Genomic DNA, 25290 nt, shown 5'->3' on the forward strand with positions numbered 1-25290 from the left:
CAACCTTTGATCAAATTCATTTACTTTTACATTTTAACGCATTATTGACGGAAAGAGTACCGTTTTATTCATCACATCGTATATTCCTCTAGGTGTTATTCTAATATAAGGAAGATGTGTAGAGGACAAAAACAGTAATGTATAGATAGGATCGTTGAAGCCATAGCCTCTTGCAAACAGCTGATTTCTTAGTTCCGTTTCCTGCTTCATCAGACCCTCCATGTCACAGTTGGACATGCCTCCTGCAAGTGGTAGCGGGATATCGCAAATGATTTCCCCGTCCTCGACAAGCACCATTCCTCCGCCAAGCTCCTTCATCTGTTTAAAAGCCTTCAACATCGCTTCCTTGTCCTTTCCGATCAGAACAATGTCGCCTGTGTTTGAATACGAACTCGCAAATCCTTGCACATGCGTGCCGAAGCCTTTGATGATCGTATTCACACGCCAATTTCCAGCCCGGTCGATGAGCATGAGGAACGACTCATCATGCCTGGTTGATAGACGGTCCCCTGAAACATCTACCGAGATAGTATATGGTTTGATGATGACTTCGTTGACCATTTCCATCCCTAATGCCATGGAAAATTGCAGGTCATCGATGGAAAGTTCCCAGTCTAGTTTAAGCGGCTCAAGCCCTAGGGAATTCCAATCTTGTTCCGGGAATGCGGACGGATTTGCCGTATTCTCCTTTGTTACCCAAATCCCTTTGGATAGGACAGACACCGGTGTCGGCTCCTCCTTAGCCTTCAGGAAATTGATGTTGGCTATTCGCCCCGGTGCGATGCTCCCGTGAAGCGAGTCGATCGAGAAGTGCCTTGCCGCATTATAGGAAGCCATCCTGTATGCTTCGATGGGCGGAACTCCCTTATCAAGGGCGATCGCGATGGTCCGGTCGATGACACCGCTTTCATAAAAGCTTGGAGTCGAACCATCAGTATTGAAAAATGTTTGATCATAATAATGGACACCAGAAGCCTCTAACTCTTCCAGTATTAATGGAAGGTCTGGCCTGATGGATGAATAGCGGAGAGAGGCATGGTAGCCTTGGGAGATCCGCTTGATGACATCCGCTCCATTCATCGCCTCATGATCGCTATGGATACCAAGCAGCTGCATTTTCATCAACGTCTTTTCCGATGCCCCTGGAAAATGACCTTCCACCGGCTTTCTTCGTGCTTTTGCCTCTTGGACCCATTGCAGGATCATGTCGTCGCCCGCCATCAACTTCGGCCAGCTTGTCAGTTCGCCTCCCTGCATCACGAGAGGATGATCCAACCAACTTTTCATATTCGGATTGGAAAAGATCTGCTCCTCATTCTTGATTTCGGTCTGGGCATCAAATCGGCACCACCAATACATGGTAGCAGCGGATTTATTCATTTTTTCAATAAAAGTAAACGCTTTCTTTTTTGTCATCTGCAAAGTAAGCATTAAATTATCATTAACGAATGTCGTTGTTCCCAATTTCGATGCATATTGCGCAAAGGAAAGGGGATTATAAAGTTGAAACGGATGTACATGAGGCTCTATATATCCTGGCACCAGGTAGAACGACTCACAATTGACTACTTCCGTATTTTTTGTGTTTGCAGGAAGCTCGTCGCCTACATAGACGATTCGGTCTTCATGGATCCAGATATTCGCTGTCATCCAAGTCTTCAATTGCACATTAAGGTATGTGGCATTGGTAAGGAGAATGGTCGGTGCTTTCTTTCCGTCAATCACCGAAACCTGTTCCCGAATTTTTTTGCTTTTCCATCTATATGCTTGTTCATGCATGCTCATCACCCACTCTTTGTGAGATTGTATCAGTTTAAGGTTTTGTCGCGAAAATTATTGTGATATAACCTCTTTTTACCATGTTACCATAACAAAGTTTTGCTTGCATTATCGTTCTTGATAATTATGTGAAAATTTTATCAACTTAAGGACGAGTATCTAAATAATTTGGAGGGATTCATTATGAAGGTTAAACCGAATATCAGCATCATCAATGCCATGATCCGTATCACAGCAGGTTTTGCAACATTGGCCTGGATCACTAGCAAAATGGTCCGTCGTCCACACCGCGACTCCTACAAGTTTGTTGCGCTCCTTGCAGGAATGAAAATCGCCGAAGGCATCCTGCGCTACTGCCCGATGACACAAGGCTTCGAACGCTTGCAAGAATACCGCAACGACCACAACAGCGAAAACAACCACTACAACTTCGACTTCGACGACTTCGAAGTCAAAGCAGGCAGCACGGACAGTGGCGCTGATTCTTTTAATCCGTCTTAAGAAAATAAAAAGAGGAAAAAAACACCTTTGGGGGTCAGACCCCCAAAGGATTTTGTTCCCTCAGGTAGAATTATATAAGGAGGTATGAAAAATGCTTGAGTATTTAACGGATATGTCGTTTGTGTTGGCGACGATCATTGGTGGGATTGTTGCCATTTTGTATGTGTTTGTTAAGAGGAAACGCCGGACGCAATAGCTTTGTTGGCGATGTCACTCCGGTAGAAAAGGTTGTCACACTTCACTTTACTCAGTTCTTCATAGGCAGCTTTTTGAGCTTTTTCGAGGCTGTCGCTTTGTGCCGCAACCAACAGTACGCGGCCACCGTTTGTCAATAGCTTACCATCCTGTCCTTCTGTACCGGCATGGAAGACAAGACCTTCCCCTATTAGATCTGCCCCTTCAATGACCGCTCCATTTTCATAGGCTTCTGGATACCCAATGGATGCCATCACGACTCCGACCACCGATTTTTCCGACCACTTAAGCTCCAACTCTTCACCACGAAGGACACCTGTCAGCACTTCGGCCAAGTCCGATTCCAATCTAGGCAACACTACTTGCGTCTCTGGGTCTCCAAAGCGCGCATTGAACTCGATTACCTTTGGCCCTTGCTTTGTCAGGATCAAGCCAGCATATAAGATACCGACGAAAGGGCGACCTTCCTTGACCAATGCTTTTGCCGTCGGAAGCAACACCGTCTCCAACGCTTCTTCGACTACGCGATTTGAGATCTGAGGTACAGGTGAGTAAGCTCCCATTCCCCCTGTGTTCGGTCCTTTGTCCCCATCATACGCACGCTTATGATCCTGGGCGATGACCATAGGATACACTTTTTCTCCGTTGACAAAAGCCATGAATGAGAACTCCTCCCCATCAAGGAACTCCTCTACGACAAGCTTAGAGGAAGCTTCCCCAAACTTGGATTCCGCCATCATTTCATACACCGCATCCAATGCTTCTTCATCTGTCATGGCTACCACAACACCTTTACCAGCAGCTAGACCATCCGCCTTCAGCACGATCGGTGCACCCTTACTTTCAATGTATGCTCTTGCTTCCTCGTAATCTGTGAACGTTTCATAGCCAGCTGTTGGGATGCCGTATTTCTTCATTAGATCTTTGGCAAAGCCTTTGCTTCCTTCAATGAGCGCTGCAGCTTTGGTTGGACCGAATACTTGGAGACCCGCCGCCTGGAATGCATCGACGATTCCATTCAATAGAGGTACTTCCGGTCCCACCATGGTCAGGTCGATATTGTTTTCTTTTGCAAAATGGACGAGAGCATCCGTGTCGGATTCTTGGATCGGTACAAGGTTACCAATTGCTTGCATGCCGACATTCCCTGGAGCGATGAAGATTTCTGATACGGATGGGCTTTGGGCGAATTTCCAGGCGATGGCGTGTTCGCGGCCGCCTTTTCCGATTACCAATACTTTCATGAGTTTTCCTCCTGACGTGTTGTGGGGTATGAATTTGTATTATAAAAACTACCTTGGGATCGCGCTAACCTCCTGTTTCCTTTCGTTCCAGGTGTTCGCTTTCCGCGGGGCGGTGCTTGAGCCTCCTCGCTGCGCTGTGGGGTCTCAAGTCTACCGCTACCTCCCGCCGGAGTCTCTCACCTTGCACTTCAGTCAACAGGGGAAATCTGGTTAATCACGAGCTTATCTCATTTTCACATACAGAATGTCCCTTAGTGCTTAAAGTGTCTCATGCCCGTGAATACCATGGTGATGCCGTATTCGTCGGCTTTTTTGATGGAGTCTTCGTCTTTGATGGAACCGCCTGGCTGGATGATGGCTGTCACGCCGGCTTTTGCGGCTGCTTCGACTGTGTCGTTCATCGGGAAGAATGCATCAGATCCAAGTGCGGAACCGACCGCTTTTTCTCCTGCCTGCTCAATGGCGATTTTCGCCGCACCGACACGGTTCATCTGTCCTGCCCCGACGCCGACCGTCTGACTGTCTTTCGCAAGAACGATCGCATTGGATTTCACATGCTTCACGACTTTCCAAGCAAGCTTCAGGTCCGCCCACTCCTGTTCTGTCGGCTCACGCTTTGTTGGAACGGTAACCTTCGCATCTTCCAAGCCAAACTGATCCTCATCCTGCACCAAAAGTCCTCCGCGAACGGAAACCATGCGGGATTGCAAATCATCTTGGCCATTCATGTCGACCACTAACAGTCGGATGTTCTTTTTCTGCTTCAATACGGTCAAAGCGTCCTCACTGAAGGATGGCGCGATGACGATTTCTAAAAATAGTTCGTGCAATAGCTCTGCCGTTTCTTTATCCACTTCCGTGTTGAAAGCGATGATACCGCCGAAAATGGAGACCGGATCTGCTTCATACGCTCGGCGGTATGCTTCCACCGTTGTCGCACCAGTACCTACACCGCACGGGTTCATATGTTTTACAGCCACTACAGCAGGGTCTTTGAACTCTTTTACAATTTGCAGGGCAGTGTCTGCATCATTGATGTTGTTGTAGGATAATTCTTTTCCGTGAAGCTGCTCAGCTGATGCAATCGAGAATTCGGATGCTAATGGTGCCTCGTAGAATGCCGCTTGTTGGTGCGGATTCTCTCCATAACGAAGGCCCTGTTTTTTCTCAAACGTTACCGTCAGTGATTCAGGGTGTTTCTCTTCCACCGCTTCTGTCAAATAGTTGGAGATCATCGCGTCATATGCCGCTGTATGACGGAACACTTTTGCTGCAAGGCGACGGCGAGTTGCAACTTCCACCTTCCCGCTTTCTTTTAGCTCGGCGATTACTCCTTCATAGTCTGTAGGATCCACGAGCACCGCAACATCCTTATGGTTTTTTGCTGCCGCACGAAGCATCGTCGGACCGCCGATGTCGATGTTTTCGATGGCGTCTTCAAATGTGGAATCCGCTTTGGAGATCGTTTCTTTGAACGGGTAGAGGTTCACCACGACCAAGTCGATCGGTGTAATTCCGTGCTCCTCTAATTGTGCTTGATGGCTTTCGTTGTCACGCATTGCCAATAATCCCCCGTGAATCATCGGGTGTAAGGTTTTTACGCGGCCATCCAGGATTTCCGGGAATCCAGTAACCTCAGAAATGCCGATCACCTTCACACCATTTTCCTGCAACACTTTTTTGGTGCCGCCGGTGGAAATGACCTCCACTCCCAGGTCCACTAATTGTTGTACAAATGGGACGATGCCCTCTTTATTGGAAACACTCACTAATGCTCTCATCGTATCGTTGCCTCTCCTTTAACTGAAAAAAGTTGTTGTAAGGTTTTTGGGTAAAATGTATGTTCCACTTGATGGATTTTCTTTTCTAATGTTTCTCGGGTGTCGTCCGCTTCGACCTCGATCCCCTGTTGGGCGATGATCGGACCGGTGTCCATGCCTTCATCGACAAAATGGATCGTCACCCCTGTCAGTTTAACACCATACAGGAGCGCTTGACCAACCGCATCAAGGCCAGGGAATGCCGGCAAAAGGGATGGATGGATGTTGACGATCCTGCCTTTATACGCACTCAACAAAGTCGGGCCAATCAGGCGCATATAGCCTGCTAAGACGATAAAATCGACTTCATATCTATTTAGCTCCTGAAGGATGTGCGCTTCAAACTCCCCTTTATCCTTGTAACTTTTTGGTGCAAATGCAAAATAAGGAATGTCTGCTGCCGTCGCACGTTCTACCACGTACGCCCCGGGCCTGTCACAGACAAGCAGTGCAGGAGTGGCATCCAGTTCTCCAGCTCGACAAGCATCCGTTAACGCTTGAAAATTAGAACCGCTCCCTGATGCGAAAATAGCGATTCTCGTTGTCATCGGATTTCTCCTCCGCCAAACGTGATTCCTTCTCCCTCTTTGACGCGGCCAATCAGGTAAGCCTTCTCCCCGTTCGCTTCCAGGATACGTACCACTTCCGGTAATATCTCTTCGTTGATTGCAAGCACCATGCCGATACCCATGTTGAAAATATTGAACATTTCCTTGCGGTTCAGCTCGCCCACCTCTTGCAAAAGATCAAAGATCGGCGGGATCGGCCATGTCCCATAATCCACTTCCGCTTGCAGGCCTTCTGGAAGCATGCGCGGGATATTTTCGATAAATCCGCCGCCAGTGATATGGGCCATTCCGTTGATGTCGAATTTTTTTAGAACTTCAAGGATTGGTTTTACATAGATTTTCGTCGGAGTCAGAAGCTCTTCGCCAAGTGTGCGGCCTAATCCTTCGTACTTCGTGTCCAAGTCGAGTTTCCCTTTTTCAAATACAATTTTTCGTACTAAAGAATAGCCGTTGCTGTGGATCCCGCTTGAGCTCAGTCCGATCAGCACGTTTCCTGGTTCTATTTTGGAGCCATTGATCAGGCGCTCTTTTTCTACCACACCGACCGTAAATCCAGCCAGGTCATACTCTGTGTCGTCGTACATACCAGGCATTTCCGCCGTTTCGCCGCCGACCAATGCACACCCTGCCTGCTCGCAGCCATCCGCGATCCCTTTTACGATGGCCTCGATTCGTTCCGGCACCGCTTTGCCGCATGCAATGTAATCCAGAAAATATAGCGGCTCCGCGCCTTGAACCACGACATCGTTGACACACATCGCAACTGCATCCACCCCGATGGTGTCATGCTTGTCGAGCTGAAAAGCGAGCATCAGTTTCGTCCCGACACCATCCGTACCGGATACGAGCACCGGGTTCTTTACATTCACTGCCGATAAGTCAAACAGGCCTCCAAATCCGCCTAGTCCCCCCATCACCTCAGGCCTCATCGTTCTAGCCACATGCTTTTTCATTCGCGTTACAGCTTCATAGCCCGCTTCTATATCTACACCCGCTTGCTTGTATGCATTTGCCATATGTGTCGTATCTCCCTTCCAATGGAAAAGCGACGAATCTTTGGAATCCCGCCGCTTTTTTGTAAGCTTTCTTTAAAAAAAGTAATTATGTTTGGTTTCTCGATGCATTGAGGGAGACTCCACCAGGGTGTCTCGCTCGAAATTCTGCGTTATTGCAACTATTTTTGGCGTTATTGTGAGTTTTTCACGCGTCATTGTGAGTTTTAGCGGTGTTATTGTGAGTTTTCTGATGCTGATTGTGACTTTTTCAGCCGCTATTGTGACTTTTCCGCTATAAACCTTCTCAACCTAGCACTTCTCATGAGGCAGCACCGTGTCCGGGAAAATTTCCGTCGGGTACTTGCCGGTAAAGCACGCCATACACTGGCCGCGAGTCTCCCCGTCAAACGGGCGATCAATCGCTTCGACCATACCACCAGGGCTCAAAAATGCGAGCGAATCCGCACCGATGATCTCACGCATCTCCTCTACAGAATGGGAAGAGGCAATCAATTCTTCATGCGTAGACGTATCGATCCCGTAAAAACAAGGATTCTTGATCGGCGGTGAACTGATGCGCACATGCACCTCGGTCGCCCCGGCGTCACGAAGCATCTTCACAATTCGTCTGCTCGTAGTCCCACGCACGATGGAGTCATCCACCATCACGACACGTTTGCCTTCCACGACCCCACGGACTGGAGAAAGCTTCATCTTCACACCCTGTTCACGCAATGCTTGGGATGGCTGGATAAATGTACGGCCCACATATCTATTTTTGATCAATCCAAGTTCATAAGGAATCCCGGAGAACTCCGCGTAACCGATGGCCGCTGAGATACTGGAATCCGGCACACCTGTCACCACATCCGCATCCACCGCGGACTCCATCGCCAGCTGCTTGCCAAGGCTTTTACGAGCCGTATGCACGTTGATTCCATCTATGTTGCTGTCAGGTCTCGAAAAATAAATATACTCCATGCTGCACATCGCACGCTGGGTATGCATAGTAAATCGCTCAGAATGCAAGCCCCCATTGTCGATGATCAACAGTTCCCCAGGCTCGATGTCACGGATGAATTCCGCTCCGACCACATCGAACGCACAGGTTTCCGACGCCACCACATAAGCGTCATTCAACTTACCCAATGACAGTGGACGCAAGCCATTCGGATCTAGTGCCACCATCATTTCCGTCTCCGTCATGATTAGAAACGCATAGGCGCCCTTCAGCATCGACAACGCATTTTTCACACGATCCTTCAACAACGTGTAGCCGCTTCTTTTAATAAGATGGGCCAAGACTTCCGTATCAGACGTCGTTTGTAAAATACTCCCCATCGTCTCCAGCTGATGCTTCAACGCATTCGCATTAACCAGATTCCCGTTGTGTGCAAGTGCTAGACTGCCAGTTTGGGAGTGGAACAATAGGGGCTGGACATTTTCATAGCCGCCGCCCCCTGCCGTTGCATAGCGCACATGGCCGATGGCCGCTTTGCCTGCCCCCAACTCTTGCAATCTACCGTTTCCGAACACTTCATTCACAAGGCCTTCCCCTTTAACCGCGACAAGCTTCTCTCCATCTGTTGAAACAATCCCTGCGCCTTCCTGGCCACGGTGCTGCAGGCTATGCAGTCCGTAATAGGTAATCTGGGACGCTTCGGGATGTCCCCAGATCCCGAACACCCCACATTCCTCATTCAAGCCCTTTAGTTCAGCAAGCATGGAATGGCTCCTTTCCAAGCATCGCGAAGGTCGTCCACAGACATATGGATAGCGACTTCACGTGATGCCGATTCGATATGAAGATTGCCAGTGGCCGTCACCGTTCCTACAAAACCGGCATCCGCAACCGCTGCTTCAAATGCCTCTTGATTTTCAGGACGAACCGTTACAACAAAGCGAGATTGGGTTTCACTGAACAGTGCAGACGTCATGTCGCCCTTAAGCGTCACGGAAGCACCAAGTCCGCGAGCGCCCATTGCACTCTCAGCCATAGCCACACCTACTCCACCTTCAGATACATCATGGGCAGATGCCACAAGTCCAGCGCGGATTGCCGCCAACAATTCATCCTGACGTCTAGTTTCCACATCCAAATCAATCGCAGGTGCTTTCCCGAAAATCTTGCCGTACGTCAGCTTCTGCAGCTCACTTCCGCCAAACTCGGAAGCAGTCTCCCCGATCACATAAATCAGATCGCCTTCGTTTTTAAACTCCTGAGTCGTCACATGCTTCAAGTCGTCAATCAATCCGACCATGCCGACTACAGGTGTCGGGTAAACTGCCACGCCATTTGTTTCGTTATATAAAGATACATTTCCGCCGATAACCGGGGATTCCAGCTTGCGGCATGCTTCACTCATACCATCTGTCGCTTTTTCGATTTGCCAGAAGATCTCCGGCTTTTCAGGATTACCAAAATTCAAGCAGTCTGTGATCGCCAATGGCTTTGCACCGGAACACACAACATTACGAGCCGCTTCCGCCACCGCGATCATCCCGCCGACTTCCGGATCCAAATAAAGATAACGAGAGTTACAGTCGGTTGTCATCGCCAGTGCTTTTTCCGTTCCGCGGATACGAACAACTGCCGCGTCAGAACCTGGCACCACCACTGTATTTGTACGAACCTGATAATCATATTGGTCATAGACCCACTCTTTGCTTGCGATGGTCGGCTGCTTCAATAGGGCCACTAATGTCTCTTCATAGTCCGCAACTTCCGGTACCGCTACCTCCATCTCCTGGAACTCGCGATAATATGCAGGTTCCGTAGAAGGCTTATGGTATACAGGTGCTTCTTCTGCCAAAGCATCGACCGGTACATCTGCAATCACTTCACCTTTATGAACAAGGCGCAGCTTTTTGTCATCCGTAACTTTTCCAATCGATACAGCTTCTAAGCCATATTTTGAAACGATCTCATGTGCCTCATGCTCACGGCCCGCTTCTACGACGATCAGCATGCGCTCCTGGGATTCAGAAAGCATCATTTCATAACCTGTCATGCCTGTTTCACGCTGTGGCACAAGGTCCAAGTTCATTTCAATCCCAGAACCTGCTTTAGAAGCCATTTCTGCAGACGAGCTAGTCAAACCAGCTGCCCCCATGTCTTGGATGCCAACAAGGCCATCCCATTTCACGATTTCCAAGCATGCTTCAAGCAATAATTTTTCCATAAAAGGATCTCCGACTTGAACCGCCGGACGTTTCTCTTCGGACGCTTCGGACAGTTCTTCTGATGCAAAAGTTGCCCCGTGAATCCCGTCACGTCCCGTTTTTGCCCCCACGTACATGACGGTATTGCCGACACCTTTTGCCTGCCCTTTTTTAATATCTTCATGATTGATCAGACCCACACACATCGCGTTCACGAGCGGGTTGCCGTCATATGCCGGGTCGAACTGGATCTCGCCGCCAACTGTCGGGATACCCACACAGTTACCATAGCCTGCGATTCCTGCCACCACTTCTTCAAACAAATATTTTACGCGCGGAGTTGTCAGTTCTCCAAAGCGCAGAGAATTCAATAACGCGATTGGACGTGCGCCCATTGAAAAGACATCGCGGATGATTCCACCGACACCTGTTGCCGCACCTTGGTAAGGCTCGATCGCGGATGGGTGGTTATGACTCTCGATTTTGAACACCACTGCCTGATTGTCGCCAATGTCCACAATTCCCGCACCTTCCCCGGGACCTTGCAACACTTTTGGTCCATCAATTGGGAACTTACGCAATACCGGCTTGGAATTCTTGTAGCTGCAATGCTCGGACCACATCACCGAAAATAGTCCGGTTTCCGTGTAGTTCGGCAAACGCCCAAGAATTTTTTCTACCATTAGGAACTCTTCATCGCTCAGTCCCATTTCACGGTAAATGCCTTCCGCTTTGATCATCTCTGGATTTGGCTCAAGAAGTAACGACATGTGATTCCCTCCAATTACGAACGATAGATTGAAAGAGTTTAAGGCCATCTGCACTGCCCAACAGCTCAGAAACCGCTCTTTCCGGGTGTGGCATCATACCTAGTACATTTCCTTTTTCATTTACAATCCCGGCAATATCATGTAGACTACCATTTGGATTGTCACCATTATAGGAAAAAGCAATTTGCCCATTGCTTACTAATTCCCCTAAGGTTTTCTCATCACAATAGTAATTTCCTTCCCCATGCGCAATGGGGATGGTGATGATCTCATCTTTTGCATACCCCGAGGTGAACATCGTCTCATTGTTCACCACTTTTAACTCCACCGGACGGCACATGAACTTCAAGTTCTTGTTTCTTCTCATTGCCCCTGGAAGAAGGCCTGACTCCAGCAAAATTTGAAACCCGTTGCATACGCCCAAGATCGGCTTACCGGCTTCAGCAGCCTTTTGCACCTCAAGCATCACATTGGAAAAACGTGCAATCGCACCAGATCTTAAGTAATCCCCATAAGAAAATCCACCTGGAAGTAAAATCCCGTCATACTCCTCTAGGTTCGTTGTATCATGCCACACATAATCGACTTCTTCCCCAAGCTCGTCTTTGATTGCGTGGAACATATCTACATCACAGTTGGAGCCCGGAAACACGATGACTGCAAATTTCACGATCCAACAACCTCCTCCACCTCATAACGGAAGTCTTCAATCACTGTATTTGCTAGTAGGCGTTCGCACATTTCTTTTACTAACACGTCTAGGTCACGGTCAGATTTCGCAATCGTCAGTTCTAAAAATTTTCCGATACGAACTTCCTCGACCTCTTTATAAGAAAGACTATGAAGCGAATTTTTCACTGCTGTCCCTTGTGGATCTAATACGCTCTCTCTTAACGTTACGAATACCTTCACTTTATACATGCTGCTCTCCTCCAATACGTGCCAGTATTTTTTCGTATGCATCTGTCAGGCTTCCAAGGTTTCTGCGGAAGACATCTTTATCTAATTTTTCATTCGTATCCTTATCCCACAGGCGGCAAGTATCCGGTGACACCTCATCAGCCAAGATGATTCTGCCATCTTCCGTTTTGCCAAACTCAAGCTTGAAATCTACTAAATTCAAATTCTTCTTTTCGAAAAATTCCGATAATACCGCATTCACCTTGCGCGCTACATGCTTCAAAATATCCACTTCTGCCGGTGTTGCAAGCTTCAAAAGTTGAACATGATCTTCTGTGATGAGCGGATCACCAAGTGAGTCATCTTTATAGTAAAACTCGACGATAGGTTGCTCGAGCTTGATGCCTTCTTCGATTCCAAGACGTTTCGCCATGCTGCCTGCTGTGATGTTGCGGACCACGACTTCAAGTGGAATGATATCGACTTTTTTTACAAGCTGTTCTGTTTCAGACTTGCGCTCGATGAAGTGATTTTCGATTCCGGCTTCTGTGAGCATGGAAAATAGTAAGCTTGTAATCTCGTTATTCAGTCGGCCTTTTCCTGTGATGTCGGCTTTTTTTTCGCCGTTAAAGGCGGTGGCGGAGTTTTTATATTGAATCCAAACGATGTTTTCGTCGGTTGTCGAGTAGACCAGTTTTGCTTTGCCCTCGTATAGTAGTTCCTGTTTTTGCAAGGTCATGGGTTTGCCTCCTATGAAAAGAGATGGGTTTTTGCGTTAACTCCCTGTTCATTTCCGTTGCAGGCACTCGCTTTCCGCGGGACGGTGCTTGAGCCTCCTCACTTCGTTGCGGGGTCTCAACCAACCGTTACTCCCCCGCAGGAGTCTCGTGCCTTCCACTTCAATGAACAGGGGAAAACATCTTATGCAATTTAAATTTTTGAAAATCATGAGACAACCTAGCTGTTGCTTGGAGCAAAAGGCGTAGACTCCAGCGGGGGAGTAGCGACAATGTTGAGACCCCGCAGGCTTGCCGAGGGGGCTCAAGGTCGCCCCGCGGAAAGCGAAGTCTTTTGCGGAAATCAACAGCGGTGTTCAACCAACTTTTATAGCCCTAAACGGTCAAAAATCGTATCAACATGCTGCAGGTGGTAGTTGTAGTCGAAGCAGTCCTCGATCTGTGCCGGTGTTAGACGGGAAGTAATTTTCTCTTCACCTTCCACCAACTCACGGAAATGCACTTGCTTCTCCCAAGCTTCCATCGCCTTTGGTTGAACCGTGTCATATGCTTCTTCACGGGACAGGCCAGTGTCGATCAACGCAAGCAGCACGCGCTGGGAGTAGATTAGACCCAATGTGCGGTCCATGTTGCGCTTCATGTTTTCCGGGAACACCGTCAAGTTTTTGATGATGTTGCCAAAACGGTTCAACATGTAGTTCAAGGCGATTGTGCTGTCTGGTAGAATGATGCGTTCTGCAGAAGAATGCGAGATATCGCGCTCATGCCATAGTGGCACATTCTCATAAGCTGTCATCATGTATCCGCGGATCACACGTGCAAGGCCAGTCATGTTTTCCGAACCGATTGGATTACGTTTATGCGGCATTGCAGAAGATCCTTTTTGACCTTTTGCAAAGAACTCTTCCACTTCTCGTGTTTCACTCTTTTGCAGTCCGCGAACTTCCACTGCAAACTTTTCGATGGAAGTTGCAATCAACGCCAGTGTGCTTAAGTAGTGGGCATGACGGTCACGCTGCAGGGTTTGTGTCGAGATTGGCGCGCGCTGCAAGCCTAACTTTTCGCATACATACTCTTCTACAAACGGGTTGATGTTGGCATATGTACCAACCGCTCCGGAGATTTTTCCGAACTCGATGCCTTCTGCCGCCTGCTTGAAACGCTCCAAGTTACGTTTCATTTCTTCGTACCATAGAGCAAGCTTCAATCCGAATGTTGTCGGCTCTGCGTGTACTCCGTGCGTACGGCCCATCATGACCGTATATTTATGGTCTTGCGCTTTTTCTTTTAAAATAGTGACAAAGCGTTCGATGTCAGCAAGTAAAATCTCGTTAGCCTGTTTCAATTGGTAGGAAAGTGCTGTGTCGACTACATCTGTGGAAGTTAATCCATAGTGCACCCACTTTTTCTCGTCTCCCAATGTTTCAGATACCGCTCTTGTAAAAGCAACCACATCATGGCGGGTTTCCGCTTCGATCTCTTTGATGCGCTCGATATCGAATGATGCTTTTTCACGAAGCACCTTTACGTCTTCTTTCGGGATATCCCCAAGCTCTGCCCATGCTTCACAAGCTAAGATTTCCACTTCAAGCCAAGCCTGAAAACGGTTCTCCTCTGTCCAAATCGCGCCCATCTCTGGTCTTGTATAACGTTCAATCATGTTAAAATCCTCCGTTCCACTGTGTTCCATATCTGCCAGGAAGCCTCTTGCTCCAAAGCCTGTTCTATTGTATCAGCTAAAATGTTGATATGTCCCATTTTTCGTTTCTCTTTTTTCTCATGTTTGCCATATAGATGAAGCTTTGCATTTTCGTAATGTGGAATGTGCTCGATTGCAGCGTCCACATGCTCCCCTAATAGATTAACCATAACAACAGGCTTCCATAAGGTCGTTTTTCCAAGGGGCATCCCTGTCACCGCTCTGATGTGCTGCTCGAACTGTGAGCTTTCGCATGCATCCATCGTATAGTGTCCGGAGTTATGCGGCCTTGGCGCCAGTTCATTTATATAGAAGGTTCCATCTTCAAGGACGAACATTTCGACTGCCAGGGTCCCGATTAGATTGAAGTGCTTTGCCAACGTCATGGCGCTCTGGATGGCGTTCATCTCCAGGATCTGATCGACCCTTGCAGGAGCGATGGTTTTATATAAAATATTTTCCCGGTGTTCGTTTTCGCCTACTGGGAATGCTTTGATTTCTCCTTTGGTGCTACGTGCGACCACGACGGATATTTCTTTTACGAAAGGAATCCATTTTTCCAGGACACATTCGCCGTGTTCAAGGAGCTTTGCAGCCTGTTCGAGTGCTGTTTCGTCTTTCAATACTACCTGCCCTTTGCCATCATATCCGAAGCGGCATGTTTTCAGAACGCTTGGATAGCCGATTTTCTGAATGGCTTCCTTGAGCTCTTCCTTCGTCGTCACTTCCATAAAAGGGGCAACCTGAAGGCCTGCTGCTTCAATCGCTCTTTTTTCTGTCGCACGGTGTTGGGTTACTTTTAATACCTCGCTACCCTGTGGCAAGTAGGCGTTTTCCTCCAGCCATGTCAACGCTTCATAATCGATGTTTTCAAACTCATAGGTGACGACATCGGATAATGATGCAAGCTTCTTGATGGCTTCCATATCACTGAATGCCGCGGTGATTTCGATGTCTGCCACTTGTCCGCAAGGGGAATCAGGTGTCGGGTCAAGCACTGCAATTTTAAATCCCATTGCTTTTGCGGAAAGTGCCATCATCCGTCCAAGCTGTCCGCCGCCGATGATGCCGATGGTTGCTGGTGGGGTGATATTTTTAAAATTAAACAAGCTGATCACTACTTTCTATCACTTGTTGTTCTGTTGCGTCTCGTCGTGCTTGCAGGCGTTCTGCCGTGTTGCCGTCATATGCGCCGATCATCTGTGCCGCAAGGAGTCCTGCGTTTGTCGCTCCCGCTTTTCCGATCGCAACTGTTGCGACAGGTACCCCGCCTGGCATTTGGACGATGGAGAGCAGGGAATCTAGGCCGTTCAGTGCTTTGGATTGGACTGGCACACCGATTACCGGTAAGGTGGTTTTTGCTGCTACCATTCCAGGCAGGTGGGCTGCTCCGCCCGCTCCGGCGATGATGACTTTAAGGCCTCGTTCCCTTGCTTGTTCTGCGTAGGTGAACATGAGGTCTGGTGTGCGGTGTGCGGATACGACTTTCTTTTCATATGGTATATGTAGTTCGTCAAGCATGTCACATGCGTGTTTCATTGTTTCCCAATCGGAAGTACTTCCCATGATCACTCCAACTAAAGCGTTCATTATGTTGCCTCCCTTTTAAAGTTTAAAGTGGTATCGCATTTAACTCCCTGTTTCCTTTCATTCCAGGTGTTCGCTTTCCTAGGGGCGGTGCTTGAGCCTCCTCACTCCGTTGCGGGGTCTCAACCTACCGCTATCTCCCTTAGGAGTCTCACACCTTGCACTTCAGTCAACAGGGTGGATTCTATAGTACCTAACTGTTTCTTGGAGCAAAAGGCGAAGACTCCAGCGGGGAGTAGCGACAATGTTGAGACCCCCGCAGGCTTGCCGAGGAGGCTCAAAGTCGCCCCGCGGAAAGCGAAGCCATTTGCGGAAAGAAACCGCTGTGTTCAACAGAAAACAGAAAAGCCCAGCTTGGACTGATCCCTGTTGAGGAGGGAAAGCAGTCCATCTGGGCTTTCATCGCATGGGTAAACAAACTTGTTCGCCATGAAAAAAAAACGTAGAAGGTGGTAACTTCCCCTCATAGTCCGACCAATTTACGGCGGTCGGGTAGAGACTTATGGGCCATATTCCCAAAATTATATGAGGATTCATTAATTCGTTTTTTATTTCTGTTCATCTACGTTTATCTTACCGTCTAATTTCATTGATGTCAACGATAATCATGAACGATATGATTGTTTTTGTCGATTATCGTTCGTATTTTGGTGTTATTTTTCCATAAGCTTGCCTTCAAATACTATTTTTCTGCCGATTGGATGTACTTCTTTATGGCCGTTTTTGATGGTTTCCTGAAATATCGGCTCTTCCATACGTCTGGATGGCATATAGCCTTCCTTTGCCATACGATCCAAGCAATCACTGATGCTTTCGTTTTCCATCACTTCGAATTTTCGTTTTCGCGGCGTTTTACCCATTCTTTAATTTTCCTTTCCTTTACAGCCTTTACCCAGAACCCGCCATGGATGGTTTTCGGTTCATAGGCGATGATGAATGCTTTGGGATCATGCTCTTTGATGGCATGATAAAGGCTCACTTCATATTTTCTTGGCGTTAAAATTTGCATCGCCATACGGTCGCCTTCCAGACCGTTTGCCTGCCAATTGGTCACCCCGTAACCTTTTTCACGTAAAAGTTTCGGTAAATCCTTGTCGTACTCTTTTGTGATTACGTTGACCGTGGTATAACCAAGCGCAAGCTTCTCCTCTATTTTCATCCCCACGATTACACCGATTCCATATCCGAGTGCGTATGCGGCAAGATTCTGGATCTGATTGAGGTTATCGAGCACCAATCCGAGACCTACCACATAGATGACAACCTCGACCATGCTGATTCCCGCAGCAAGATAGCGCTGCCCCTTTAACGTCAAGATCATTCGTATGGTGAAAAAGGAAACGTAGACAATATTGATAATGATGATGATTGCTACCATAACTAAACTATTTTCAAGCAAAATACCTGCCTCCTAGATGCCAAATCTAGTAACTAATTCTAATGGAACGTGCTATAACCTGTAAACACCTAAGCTAAATTAATTGGACTAAAGTCCCAGAAGTGTTAGGATGGTATAGCTGCTGTTTTTGTAACAAATACTTAACCTATGAAAGAAGTGATGAGAAATCATTAGAGGAGTGAAAACAAACACATGAAGAAAACAACCCCTGTATTTATTGTTTCTATTATAGTTGCTGTCTTATTCATCATTTGGGGCGTGATTCCCGCCAGTATATTGGGCGACGCCGCTCTTAAGCCTGTAACAGAAGCAGTGCAAGGCTTTATAGTCAATAAGTTCGGCTGGTTCTACCTTTTAACTGCTACAGGCTTTCTGTTATTTAGTATTATTCTTATATTCACCAAATTCGGTCGTATCAAACTTGGTAATGATACGGACGAGCCGGAGTACAATTACATCACATGGTTTGCGATGTTATTTAGTGCCGGGATGGGTATCGGATTAGTATTTTGGGGTGCTTCAGAGCCGATGTATCATTTTTTCGCCCCACCGACCGGATCGGGGGAGACGGCTGAAGCGGCCAGGGTAGCAATGCGCTATTCATTTTTTCATTGGGGACTGCATCCTTGGGCCATCTATTCTGTCATTGCACTTGCGTTAGCGTATTTCCAATTCAGAAAAGGCTCTCCAGGGGTGATCAGCTCCATCTTGCGACCAATTTTAGGGGACCGTGTTGATGGCCACTTAGGAACTTTCATTAACTTTATTGCGGTTTTTGCTACCATTTTTGGTGTTGCTACTTCCCTTGGGCTTGGAGCGATCCAGATCAGCGGTGGACTTTCCAGCGTCACCCCGTTTATCACAAACAATATCACCACCCAACTGCTTGTCATCTTAGTGGTAACGGTGCTGTTTATGTTATCTGCACAGACCGGGCTAAACAAGGGGATTAAATACTTGAGCAACCTGAATGTGGTGCTTGCCATTTCGTTGATGTTCTTCTTGCTATTTGCGGGACCAACCAACTTCATCATGGATCTATTCACAACAACGATCGGTAGCTACATTCAAAATCTGCCATCCATGAGTTTCCGCCTATTCCCTTTTGATGCGGATAATTCTTGGGTTCAAGATTGGACCATTTTCTACTGGGCATGGTGGATTGCCTGGGCACCATTTGTGGGGACGTTTATCGCCCGCATTTCTAAAGGACGGACAATCCGTGAATTCTTGCTTGGAGTTTTGTTAGTACCGACTATTTTCGGGGGATTATGGTTCTCTGTATTCGGAGGATCTGCGATTTTCCTTGAGTATTTTGAAGGAGTTCCGGTATATAGTGTCATTAACGAGTCTGGCATGGAAGTGGCTCTGTTTTCCGTTTTACAAAACTACCCGCTTGGCATGATCATGTCTGGGCTTGCCATTTTCCTGATCTGCACCTTCTTCATCACTTCAGCAGATTCAGCAACCTTTGTGCTTGGCATGCAAACGACCAATGGTAGCCTGCATCCGCCAAACTCCATCAAGTTTGTGTGGGGGCTGATCCAATCGGCAGCAGCAGCGATTTTATTATGGACAGGTGGACTCGAAGCGCTACAAACTGCTTCCATCATCGCCGCCTTCCCATTCGCCATCATCATGATACTCATGGTGTTCTCGCTCATGAAGTCCTTTAAGAGCGAAAAGTTCGTCAACGTCACCAAGCCGGTGCATCCCGATAAGAAGGACTGACGGACAAAGAAAGAATGGGATAGGATAAGAAAATGTGAAACCCCCGCCTTTTTGAGGCGGGGGTTTTAGCGCTTTAACGGAGTGAGGGTCAGACCCCTTTTACTTCTTTACCACTTTACCATACAAAATAACTGCCGGTATCAAAAGAATAGCGCTAAGGACGAGTGCTGTTCTGATGTAGTATCTGGTGGCGATGACGCCGACGAATGGACCTCCTAGTCCTTGGCCGACTGCGTTTCCTTGGCCCATGATGGATAGGACGGTAGCCCGGGATTTACTTTCAAGCTGTTGGTTCAGCCATGCCTGATACATCGGGGCAGTGATGGAGCCGATGATGCCGAGCATCCAGAAACAAAAGATGGCCAAGTAGAAATATGGTGTTACCGCAAAGAAAATCATGAAAATAATTTGTGCGATGGTGAAATAGAACAGGCTATACCTGATCACCTTTGGCTGATTCACATCAAATTTTCTTTGATACCATTCCATCGCACCGATGCTGATTAAAGTACCGACGAAATGAATGATCCCAAACCAAACGACCGCATCCAGCTGCCCGATGTTCGGAAAAGTGAAGGCCTCCAGTAGATGTGCCTCCCAAAGACGATCGAAGCCTTCTGAAGTGGCTCCCATAAAGACCGTTACCACTAACAGCATCACAAGTACGGGTTTGTTTTTGATAAAGGCAATTCCTGAAAGAAAGGTCGAGGACATTGCCTTCCACGGCTTTTCGTCAGCAGCTTCCACCCGCTCAAAGTTCTTTTCCTTCATAAACATACATAGGAAGACTCCCAGTAAGATGTAAAGACCTCCACCCACCATATAAGGCAGGTTCAGGGCAATGCTTGCAAGCGCAACGCTGATGATGATCCCTACCAGGCTTGCAATAAGTCTAAGCTGATTGGCGCGGACGAATATCTTCGCAACCGCCCCTTCGCCTACTTCATCGGTCAGCCACGCCTGGTCTGCACCGCTAAGGAAGGTCTCCCCGATCCCCCGGATGAACTCGGCAATGAGTAAGAGGACAAACGCAGATAACACGCCTGCGACCACTGCACTGCCGCTCAAGTAAGGGATACTTCCCTCGAAAATAAAGGCAGCCCCCAAGATGAACGTCGCAATGATGATCGATAATCTCCTGCTATAGGTGTCCGCCACCACTCCTGTTATACTTTCAAATAATATGACGGTCAATTCAATGGCCGTTCCAATCAAAATCAACTGAAGGGGATTTAGCCCCAATTCTTCAATATAATAGATCGCATATGTCGTAAACATGATCGAGCTCGCAAGCGAAATGATCATATGCATGATGTAATATACATGCTTTGTTTCCAATGTGTTCATTGTTACCTACCTTCCAGCAAGCAACAACACGGTTTTAAACGCCAGTCGTCACTTGCTAATGATTGTTCCCTCTGTGTTCTCGTTTAAAATCCATGTATAGTTTTTTGACATGATTAAACACCTCCGTTTTAAAATATACCATGTTTTTCCTTGGTTGTGCTTAAGTGTTTTTCGACATAAAAAGGAGATACAAGTCTACTTTGCCAAGCGTTGATTAGGCACTTACCCACCCACTTTTGCATATTCTAATGGCAAAGTGAAATGCAAGAAGGAAAGGAAGCGTGATGGCCGATGATGCCTTTTAATCAATTCAAGAATATGGGGGACTGGCGCAAACAGTGGGATCAGTTCTTTGGCGACGAATTTTGGAACGGATTTGAGCCATACTTTGAAAACATGCAAACACAAACCAACCTCTATAAAAAAGAAAATGAATTGCTCTGTGTCATGTGTCTGCCAGGCCTCGTGAACCCAGATCAAGTACAATTGTTCATTCGCCCTCAGCAACTTGAAGTAAAAGGTCAAATCAATCTCAATATCCAGGGCTACGAACTCATCGAAGAAGGAATCGCCCAAGGTGACTTCCAACGCACCTTCGAACTGCCATTCCCAGTCCGCGACGACAAAGTCGACGCCACCTACGAAAACGGCCTCCTCCTCATCCAACTCCACCGCCACATCACCAGCGACACCAAGCGGCAGATTTACGTGAAGGGTGGAAAAAATTATGATAGAGGGTCAGACCCCTCTAGGAATTTCAACATCGACGTCGAATAATATATAAGTTAGGCTCTATCGCTTAACCTTAAAGCCCCTTCTCAAAGGGGTTTTTTCATGTGGTTTTAAGGAAGGTTAAGGGAAAGGGGTAGCACTCCTCCACCACACCTCCAAAAAAAATAAAAAAATGAAATTTAAATGAACGGTTTAAATACTCACGGCGTCTTATGGTTGAACACAAGGAAACGCATAAGAAACAGTAAGAAAGGAGGCATCGATTTGAAGCAGGAAGAGGACATTTATCTTATACAAGAGGCAATAACAGGCGACGACGATGCCTTCACGCAGCTATTTCAGAAGCACTATTCTTTTCTTTATAAGTATTTACTCAAACTTACACTAAATGAAGAAACAAGCAGCGACCTCGCCCAAGAAACGATGATGAAGTGCTACACCCATCTCTCCTCCTTCAAAGGAGAGGGGAAATTCTCCACCTGGATGATCTCGATTGCCTCTAGGCTCTATATTGACTCCATCCGGAAAAAAGAGCGCGAGAAGAAGAAGGCCAGCCGCCTGTTCCATGTCCTATCAAGGCAGCTTACTTTCCGTTCAAAATCAAACGGCATGGAGTGGAGCGATACGTTCTCGGACTTCAACCAGCTGTCACCAGAAACGAGGACACCCATTTTACTAAGGCATTATTACGGCTACACCTATGAGGAAATCGGCACCATGCTCGGAATCAGAACAGGAACGGTTAAATCCAGAGTCCACAATGGAATCAAAACGCTAAGAAAGGAGTGGGACCACGATGAGTAAACAAAACAATAGAGACAAAGACCTCCTAACTACGCTTCACAATGACTGGAAGCAATTAGATGAGCTAGGGTCACCTCCTATCCCTACAAACCACCAGATGCAGGAACAGCTTCAAATGGCCAAAGCAGCCAAACGCAAAGCGTTCCAAAAAGAGCTCGGCATCTTTGTCATCACCGCGCTCATCCTATTAGCAGCGTTTACCACCGCCATGTTCCAGGCACCGATGTTGTTTTTCGTCATCCAAGTGTCCGCACTCATCGTAGCACCGATCATCTTTTATACCTTGCATAAAAGTAGAACCAAACAGGAAGGAAGCATCCTATCATGACACCGGAAAAACTGGACCAACTATACATCATTCTTCCGTGGCTCATCCCTGTCCTGTTGACACAAAGCATCCTGTTGTTCATTGACGCGAAGAAAAAAGGCAGTTATGCGTGGTTCTGGGGCATCTGGGGATTGATTCAATTTCCACTGCCTACCCTGTTCTATCTGATATTCGTGTTTTACCCCCATCATAAAAGGCAAAAAAGGAGAGGATTATAATGGAAAACATCAACTGGTCACTAGCAGCACCACTGATCGTCTTGCAATTGATATTAGTGGTCACGGCCCTTATCAGTCTCGCTCGTCAGGAACATACCAACGGACCGAAATGGGTCTGGGCTTTCATCATACTTTTTATCACCACTATCGGACCGATTCTTTACTTCATCATCGGCCGAAAAAACGACTAGGGAGCGACAGATCATGTTACTCGAAATCAGCAACCTAACAAAAACATTCAAGCAGCACCAAGCCGTCAAAAGCATTTCTTTTCAAATAGAAAAAGGAAGTTGTGTCGCGCTTCTCGGTCCGAATGGCGCCGGGAAGACGACCTCCCTGCAGATGCTTGCCGGCCTCCTTACCCCGACATCCGGAACGATCCGTTTTTTTGAGAGCAACGGAAAGGACTACCGTCACCAGATCGGATTCCTACCACAGCATCCTTCCTTCTTTACCTGGATGACACCGAAGGAATATTTACTGTTCGCAGGCAAACTCTCGCATCTTCCTAAGGCTCAACTAAAAAGCAAAATCGAAGAAACACTTGATTTTGTCAGCTTAACTGACGTGAAGAACAAACGCATCGGGGGCTTCTCTGGCGGTATGAAACAGCGTCTTGGCTTGGCTCAAGCCCTTTTACACGACCCAGAGCTCCTAATTCTCGATGAACCCGTCTCCGCCCTCGATCCTGACGGCAGACGCGATGTCCTAAAAATCCTTACCCAGCTCAAAAATCGCATGACGATTCTTTTTTCCACCCATGTCCTACATGATGCCGAGCAGGTCTGCGATACCGTGATCATGCTAAAAAACGGTGAAATAAAATGGGACGGCAGTCTGGACTCCCTCAGGTCCGAACATACAACCTCTGCGTTGAGAATCAAGACAGAAGAGGCACTAACAGGCCAACTGGACGGCTTCCCAAACATCGAATCCATCAACTATATAGACAATCACACAGCTACTGTTCTTGTGGATGAAACGACCTTTCAAAGTAACGCTTTGGTAACTAGATTACTTGAAAAACAGCTCACCCTATCACACTATGAGAAGGTGCAAGATTCACTAGAGGACGCATATATGAAGGTGATGAACCAATGAAAAACTTTATAACGTTATTTGTAAAAGAAATGCAAGAAAGCATGCGCAATGGAAAGTGGATTTGGCTTCCTATCGTCATCATGATCATTGGCATATCCCAACCCATTACAAGTTACTATATGCCTCAAATCATCGAATCTGCAGGGAATCTACCGGAAGGGACGGTCATCGAAATTCCGATCCCCTCAGGAGAAGAGGTACTTGCCGGAACACTTGGGCAATACGGAACGCTCGCCACCCTACTGTTCGTGCTGGCCACCATGAGTACCATCTCACTAGAACGCCAAAATGGCACACTCACACTCGTCATGTCCCGCCCTGTCCTTCCATTTCAATACATTCTAAGTAAATGGGCGGCACAACTCGTCATCGCTCTTGTATCCTTGCTACTAAGCTATCTTTTAACCTGGTACTATACCAATCTACTTTTCAACAAAGTTGACTGGAAAATCATGCTGGCAAGCCTTGGCGTCTACAGCTTATGGGTTGTCTTGATCATCTCTGTCACAATCTTTGCCGGTACCCTGATCCGTACAACAGGGGGCATTGCAGGTGTCAGTATCTCTTTCCTAGCACTATTAACCGTTTCAACCGGCCTCTTCACCAGATTTATGGAATGGAGCCCAGCAAAGCTTCGTGAACACGCCACCTCCATCCTCATGCAAGGAGAGCTACTAGAAAACGGTTTACTCGTCATCACTGCAACACTCTGCCTATCTCTGCTGCTTTTACTATTGGCAACCTTCAATTTTAAAAGATTCGAGCAGTTTTAACCTTGTGGAAAAAAAAGAGTAGCAATCGGTCCTTCATTCAAGAAGCCGAGCTACTCTTTGTTTGTTCTATCGCTTGTAAAAAATATTCTATGGCCGCTTTCCCCTTTAACCTTACGACCAACTTGTCTTCTTGATAAAAGTCCAACCGCTCCTTCATCGCTTTCTTCCTAGGACGATAAGTGGTGATAATAAACTTGATGAAAGCCCACTCCATCCTCTCCGTGCACCCACCGCCTAGATCAGGACGCCTTTTTCCAAGGTTAGTCAGCCACCTCTTTATCACACGATACAAACAAACCCTTAGAGGAAGCTCCAAATAAATGATGGTATCCGCTTTTTCTGCTCTTATGTCAAAAGTAGCCGTATAGTTCCCTTCCACGATCCAAGAGTTGTTGTTTTTAATCATTTCTTGCTGCGCTTGTGTGAACTCCTCTTTGCTTGCCTCCACCCAGCCTGGCTTCCAAAAGAACGCATCCAAATGGAATACATTTATGTTTAATGCTTTTCCAAGCCTAGTGGCAAACGTGGACTTACCTGCACCTGCTGATGCACCAATGACCATGATACGCTTCATCTAAAGACTTCCTCCCTTTTTAAGTACGCTCTATAGTTAGATTCCTTAGTATAGAGGATTGGTGCTGGAAAATCTAGAGAGATGTAAATAATGTAGACATTTTCTAAGGGAAATCCATCTCCAGATTGTCTTTATAGGAGTGATGATGACAATCTCAACGTGAAGTTCACCTCCAGAATGTCTTTATAGCCTCGTTAATGACAATCTTAACGGAGGATTTGGCGCCAGATTGTCTTTATAGCTTTGATAATGACAATCTTAACGGAGGATCCACCTCCAGAGTGTCTTTATAGCCTTGATAATGACAATCTCAACGGGAGATTTA

General features: G+C 47.1%; 27 protein-coding genes and 1 riboswitch. Of the genes, 10 read left to right on the forward strand and 17 right to left on the reverse strand.

The window, feature by feature from the left end:
• Positions 1-33: 33 nt before the first annotated feature.
• Positions 34-1779, reverse strand: coding sequence for an adenine deaminase C-terminal domain-containing protein (locus EKQ44_RS18870; protein WP_237665136.1), 1746 nt, complete (start codon positions 1777-1779; stop codon positions 34-36).
• Positions 1780-1962: 183 nt separating this feature from the next.
• Between EKQ44_RS18870 and EKQ44_RS18875 the strand changes: the two genes are divergently transcribed.
• Together EKQ44_RS18875 and EKQ44_RS21600 are read left to right on the forward strand one after the other, a co-directional pair.
• The gene (locus EKQ44_RS18875) at positions 1963-2280 is read left to right on the forward strand and encodes a YgaP family membrane protein (protein ID WP_237665103.1); all 318 of its coding nucleotides are present in this window, start codon (positions 1963-1965) and stop codon (positions 2278-2280) included.
• A gap of 91 nt (positions 2281-2371) precedes the next feature.
• Entirely contained in the window at positions 2372-2476 is a 105-nt protein-coding gene (locus EKQ44_RS21600) for an EYxxD motif small membrane protein (protein ID WP_331254675.1), read from the forward strand.
• Here EKQ44_RS21600 and purD read toward each other — a convergent pair.
• The 14 genes from purD to EKQ44_RS18945 form a co-directional block, all read right to left on the reverse strand.
• A complete protein-coding gene (gene purD, locus EKQ44_RS18880; RefSeq protein ID WP_237665104.1) occupies positions 2451-3719 on the reverse strand; it encodes a phosphoribosylamine--glycine ligase in 1269 nt (422 codons plus the stop codon). The two genes, EKQ44_RS21600 and purD, sit on opposite strands and share 26 nt — an antisense overlap.
• A 251-nt stretch (positions 3720-3970) precedes the next feature.
• Positions 3971-5500 (reverse strand): bifunctional phosphoribosylaminoimidazolecarboxamide formyltransferase/IMP cyclohydrolase, encoded by a 1530-nt coding sequence (gene purH / locus EKQ44_RS18885; protein WP_237665105.1) that lies wholly within the window; start codon positions 5498-5500, stop codon positions 3971-3973.
• Positions 5497-6087 (reverse strand): phosphoribosylglycinamide formyltransferase, encoded by a 591-nt coding sequence (gene purN / locus EKQ44_RS18890; RefSeq protein ID WP_237665106.1) that lies wholly within the window; start codon positions 6085-6087, stop codon positions 5497-5499. Before purN ends, purH begins: the two co-directional genes overlap by 4 nt.
• The gene (gene purM, locus EKQ44_RS18895; protein ID WP_237665107.1) at positions 6084-7124 is read right to left on the reverse strand and encodes a phosphoribosylformylglycinamidine cyclo-ligase; all 1041 of its coding nucleotides are present in this window, start codon (positions 7122-7124) and stop codon (positions 6084-6086) included. The genes purN and purM overlap by 4 nt, the downstream gene beginning before the upstream one ends.
• Positions 7125-7412: 288 nt before the next feature.
• Positions 7413-8828 (reverse strand): amidophosphoribosyltransferase, encoded by a 1416-nt coding sequence (gene purF / locus EKQ44_RS18900; RefSeq protein WP_237665108.1) that lies wholly within the window; start codon positions 8826-8828, stop codon positions 7413-7415.
• The gene (purL, locus tag EKQ44_RS18905) at positions 8813-11035 is read right to left on the reverse strand and encodes a phosphoribosylformylglycinamidine synthase subunit PurL (RefSeq protein WP_237665109.1); all 2223 of its coding nucleotides are present in this window, start codon (positions 11033-11035) and stop codon (positions 8813-8815) included. The genes purF and purL overlap by 16 nt, the downstream gene beginning before the upstream one ends.
• Positions 11019-11705, reverse strand: a complete 687-nt coding sequence (gene purQ, locus EKQ44_RS18910; RefSeq protein ID WP_237665110.1) for a phosphoribosylformylglycinamidine synthase subunit PurQ — start codon at positions 11703-11705, stop codon at positions 11019-11021. Before purQ ends, purL begins: the two co-directional genes overlap by 17 nt.
• Positions 11702-11956: a phosphoribosylformylglycinamidine synthase subunit PurS gene (gene purS / locus EKQ44_RS18915; RefSeq protein ID WP_060664027.1), complete on the reverse strand. Its 255-nt coding sequence runs from the start codon at positions 11954-11956 to the stop codon at positions 11702-11704. Before purS ends, purQ begins: the two co-directional genes overlap by 4 nt.
• Positions 11949-12674, reverse strand: coding sequence for a phosphoribosylaminoimidazolesuccinocarboxamide synthase (purC, locus tag EKQ44_RS18920; protein ID WP_237665111.1), 726 nt, complete (start codon positions 12672-12674; stop codon positions 11949-11951). Before purC ends, purS begins: the two co-directional genes overlap by 8 nt.
• A 365-nt stretch (positions 12675-13039) precedes the next feature.
• On the reverse strand, positions 13040-14332 hold the full coding sequence (gene purB, locus EKQ44_RS18925) for an adenylosuccinate lyase (protein WP_237665112.1): 1293 nt from the start codon (positions 14330-14332) through the stop codon (positions 13040-13042).
• Entirely contained in the window at positions 14329-15489 is a 1161-nt protein-coding gene (purK, locus tag EKQ44_RS18930; protein ID WP_237665113.1) for a 5-(carboxyamino)imidazole ribonucleotide synthase, read from the reverse strand. The genes purB and purK overlap by 4 nt, the downstream gene beginning before the upstream one ends.
• Entirely contained in the window at positions 15473-15961 is a 489-nt protein-coding gene (gene purE, locus EKQ44_RS18935) for a 5-(carboxyamino)imidazole ribonucleotide mutase (RefSeq protein WP_237665114.1), read from the reverse strand. Before purE ends, purK begins: the two co-directional genes overlap by 17 nt.
• 443 nt (positions 15962-16404) lie before the next feature.
• A riboswitch (purine riboswitch) is annotated at positions 16405-16507 on the reverse strand.
• Between the two features lie 104 nt (positions 16508-16611).
• Positions 16612-16818 (reverse strand): NETI motif-containing protein, encoded by a 207-nt coding sequence (locus tag EKQ44_RS18940; RefSeq protein WP_237665115.1) that lies wholly within the window; start codon positions 16816-16818, stop codon positions 16612-16614.
• Positions 16782-17336, reverse strand: a complete 555-nt coding sequence (locus EKQ44_RS18945) for a DUF2179 domain-containing protein (RefSeq protein ID WP_237665137.1) — start codon at positions 17334-17336, stop codon at positions 16782-16784. Before EKQ44_RS18945 ends, EKQ44_RS18940 begins: the two co-directional genes overlap by 37 nt.
• Before the next feature lie 213 nt (positions 17337-17549).
• Here EKQ44_RS18945 and EKQ44_RS18950 point away from each other — a divergent pair, with 213 nt between their 5' ends.
• The gene (locus EKQ44_RS18950) at positions 17550-19088 is read left to right on the forward strand and encodes a glycine betaine uptake BCCT transporter (RefSeq protein ID WP_237665116.1); all 1539 of its coding nucleotides are present in this window, start codon (positions 17550-17552) and stop codon (positions 19086-19088) included.
• Positions 19089-19187: 99 nt separating this feature from the next.
• On the opposite strand, the gene EKQ44_RS18955 is transcribed toward EKQ44_RS18950, so the two are convergent.
• Positions 19188-20435 carry an MFS transporter gene (locus EKQ44_RS18955; RefSeq protein ID WP_237665117.1) on the reverse strand — a complete coding sequence of 416 codons (1248 nt, stop codon included), beginning with the start codon at positions 20433-20435 and terminating at the stop codon, positions 19188-19190.
• Between the two features lie 291 nt (positions 20436-20726).
• Here EKQ44_RS18955 and EKQ44_RS18960 point away from each other — a divergent pair, with 291 nt between their 5' ends.
• The 7 genes from EKQ44_RS18960 (at position 20727) to EKQ44_RS18990 (ending at position 24391) form a co-directional block, all read left to right on the forward strand.
• Complete coding sequence (locus EKQ44_RS18960; protein WP_237665118.1) at positions 20727-21212, forward strand: Hsp20/alpha crystallin family protein; 486 nt, start codon at positions 20727-20729, stop codon at positions 21210-21212.
• A 219-nt stretch (positions 21213-21431) separates the two neighbouring features.
• Positions 21432-21971, forward strand: coding sequence for an RNA polymerase sigma factor SigY (gene sigY / locus EKQ44_RS18965; RefSeq protein WP_237665119.1), 540 nt, complete (start codon positions 21432-21434; stop codon positions 21969-21971).
• Entirely contained in the window at positions 21964-22299 is a 336-nt protein-coding gene (locus EKQ44_RS18970; protein ID WP_237665120.1) for a YxlC family protein, read from the forward strand. Before sigY ends, EKQ44_RS18970 begins: the two co-directional genes overlap by 8 nt.
• Positions 22296-22517: a transcriptional regulator gene (locus EKQ44_RS18975; RefSeq protein WP_237665121.1), complete on the forward strand. Its 222-nt coding sequence runs from the start codon at positions 22296-22298 to the stop codon at positions 22515-22517. Before EKQ44_RS18970 ends, EKQ44_RS18975 begins: the two co-directional genes overlap by 4 nt.
• The gene (locus tag EKQ44_RS18980) at positions 22517-22708 is read left to right on the forward strand and encodes a PLD nuclease N-terminal domain-containing protein (protein WP_237665122.1); all 192 of its coding nucleotides are present in this window, start codon (positions 22517-22519) and stop codon (positions 22706-22708) included. The genes EKQ44_RS18975 and EKQ44_RS18980 overlap by 1 nt, the downstream gene beginning before the upstream one ends.
• Positions 22709-22721: 13 nt before the next feature.
• The gene (locus tag EKQ44_RS18985; protein WP_237665123.1) at positions 22722-23618 is read left to right on the forward strand and encodes an ABC transporter ATP-binding protein; all 897 of its coding nucleotides are present in this window, start codon (positions 22722-22724) and stop codon (positions 23616-23618) included.
• A complete protein-coding gene (locus tag EKQ44_RS18990; RefSeq protein ID WP_237665124.1) occupies positions 23615-24391 on the forward strand; it encodes an ABC transporter permease in 777 nt (258 codons plus the stop codon). The genes EKQ44_RS18985 and EKQ44_RS18990 overlap by 4 nt, the downstream gene beginning before the upstream one ends.
• A 37-nt stretch (positions 24392-24428) precedes the next feature.
• Here EKQ44_RS18990 and EKQ44_RS18995 read toward each other — a convergent pair whose 3' ends face one another.
• The gene (locus EKQ44_RS18995) at positions 24429-24965 is read right to left on the reverse strand and encodes a P-loop NTPase family protein (RefSeq protein WP_237665125.1); all 537 of its coding nucleotides are present in this window, start codon (positions 24963-24965) and stop codon (positions 24429-24431) included.
• Between the last annotated feature and the right edge of the window lie 325 nt (positions 24966-25290).

This window comes from Sutcliffiella horikoshii (genome assembly GCF_021991925.1).
GTDB classification, from domain to species: Bacteria; Bacillota; Bacilli; order Bacillales; family Bacillaceae_I; genus Sutcliffiella_A; species Sutcliffiella_A horikoshii_F.

Coding starts and splice junctions, on each gene's coding strand:
- purN (WP_237665106.1), bottom strand. CDS start 6,087: ATGACAACGAGAATCGCTATTTTCGCATCAGGGAGCGGTTCTAATTTT.
- purE (WP_237665114.1), bottom strand. CDS start 15,961: ATGAACGCTTTAGTTGGAGTGATCATGGGAAGTACTTCCGATTGGGAA.
- purB (WP_237665112.1), bottom strand. CDS start 14,332: ATGATTGAACGTTATACAAGACCAGAGATGGGCGCGATTTGGACAGAG.
- EKQ44_RS18970 (WP_237665120.1), top strand. CDS start 21,964: ATGAGTAAACAAAACAATAGAGACAAAGACCTCCTAACTACGCTTCAC.
- purS (WP_060664027.1), bottom strand. CDS start 11,956: ATGTATAAAGTGAAGGTATTCGTAACGTTAAGAGAGAGCGTATTAGAT.
- EKQ44_RS18870 (WP_237665136.1), bottom strand. CDS start 1,779: ATGCATGAACAAGCATATAGATGGAAAAGCAAAAAAATTCGGGAACAG.
- EKQ44_RS18975 (WP_237665121.1), top strand. CDS start 22,296: ATGACACCGGAAAAACTGGACCAACTATACATCATTCTTCCGTGGCTC.
- EKQ44_RS18940 (WP_237665115.1), bottom strand. CDS start 16,818: ATGGGTAAAACGCCGCGAAAACGAAAATTCGAAGTGATGGAAAACGAA.
- purM (WP_237665107.1), bottom strand. CDS start 7,124: ATGGCAAATGCATACAAGCAAGCGGGTGTAGATATAGAAGCGGGCTAT.
- purL (WP_237665109.1), bottom strand. CDS start 11,035: ATGTCGTTACTTCTTGAGCCAAATCCAGAGATGATCAAAGCGGAAGGC.
- EKQ44_RS18950 (WP_237665116.1), top strand. CDS start 17,550: ATGAAGAAAACAACCCCTGTATTTATTGTTTCTATTATAGTTGCTGTC.
- EKQ44_RS18875 (WP_237665103.1), top strand. CDS start 1,963: ATGAAGGTTAAACCGAATATCAGCATCATCAATGCCATGATCCGTATC.
- EKQ44_RS18985 (WP_237665123.1), top strand. CDS start 22,722: ATGTTACTCGAAATCAGCAACCTAACAAAAACATTCAAGCAGCACCAA.
- purF (WP_237665108.1), bottom strand. CDS start 8,828: ATGCTTGCTGAACTAAAGGGCTTGAATGAGGAATGTGGGGTGTTCGGG.
- EKQ44_RS18960 (WP_237665118.1), top strand. CDS start 20,727: ATGATGCCTTTTAATCAATTCAAGAATATGGGGGACTGGCGCAAACAG.
- EKQ44_RS18995 (WP_237665125.1), bottom strand. CDS start 24,965: ATGAAGCGTATCATGGTCATTGGTGCATCAGCAGGTGCAGGTAAGTCC.
- EKQ44_RS21600 (WP_331254675.1), top strand. CDS start 2,372: ATGCTTGAGTATTTAACGGATATGTCGTTTGTGTTGGCGACGATCATT.
- purD (WP_237665104.1), bottom strand. CDS start 3,719: ATGAAAGTATTGGTAATCGGAAAAGGCGGCCGCGAACACGCCATCGCC.
- purH (WP_237665105.1), bottom strand. CDS start 5,500: ATGAGAGCATTAGTGAGTGTTTCCAATAAAGAGGGCATCGTCCCATTT.
- EKQ44_RS18980 (WP_237665122.1), top strand. CDS start 22,517: ATGGAAAACATCAACTGGTCACTAGCAGCACCACTGATCGTCTTGCAA.
- EKQ44_RS18955 (WP_237665117.1), bottom strand. CDS start 20,435: ATGAACACATTGGAAACAAAGCATGTATATTACATCATGCATATGATC.
- purC (WP_237665111.1), bottom strand. CDS start 12,674: ATGACCTTGCAAAAACAGGAACTACTATACGAGGGCAAAGCAAAACTG.
- EKQ44_RS18990 (WP_237665124.1), top strand. CDS start 23,615: ATGAAAAACTTTATAACGTTATTTGTAAAAGAAATGCAAGAAAGCATG.
- EKQ44_RS18945 (WP_237665137.1), bottom strand. CDS start 17,336: ATGGTAGCAATCATCATCATTATCAATATTGTCTACGTTTCCTTTTTC.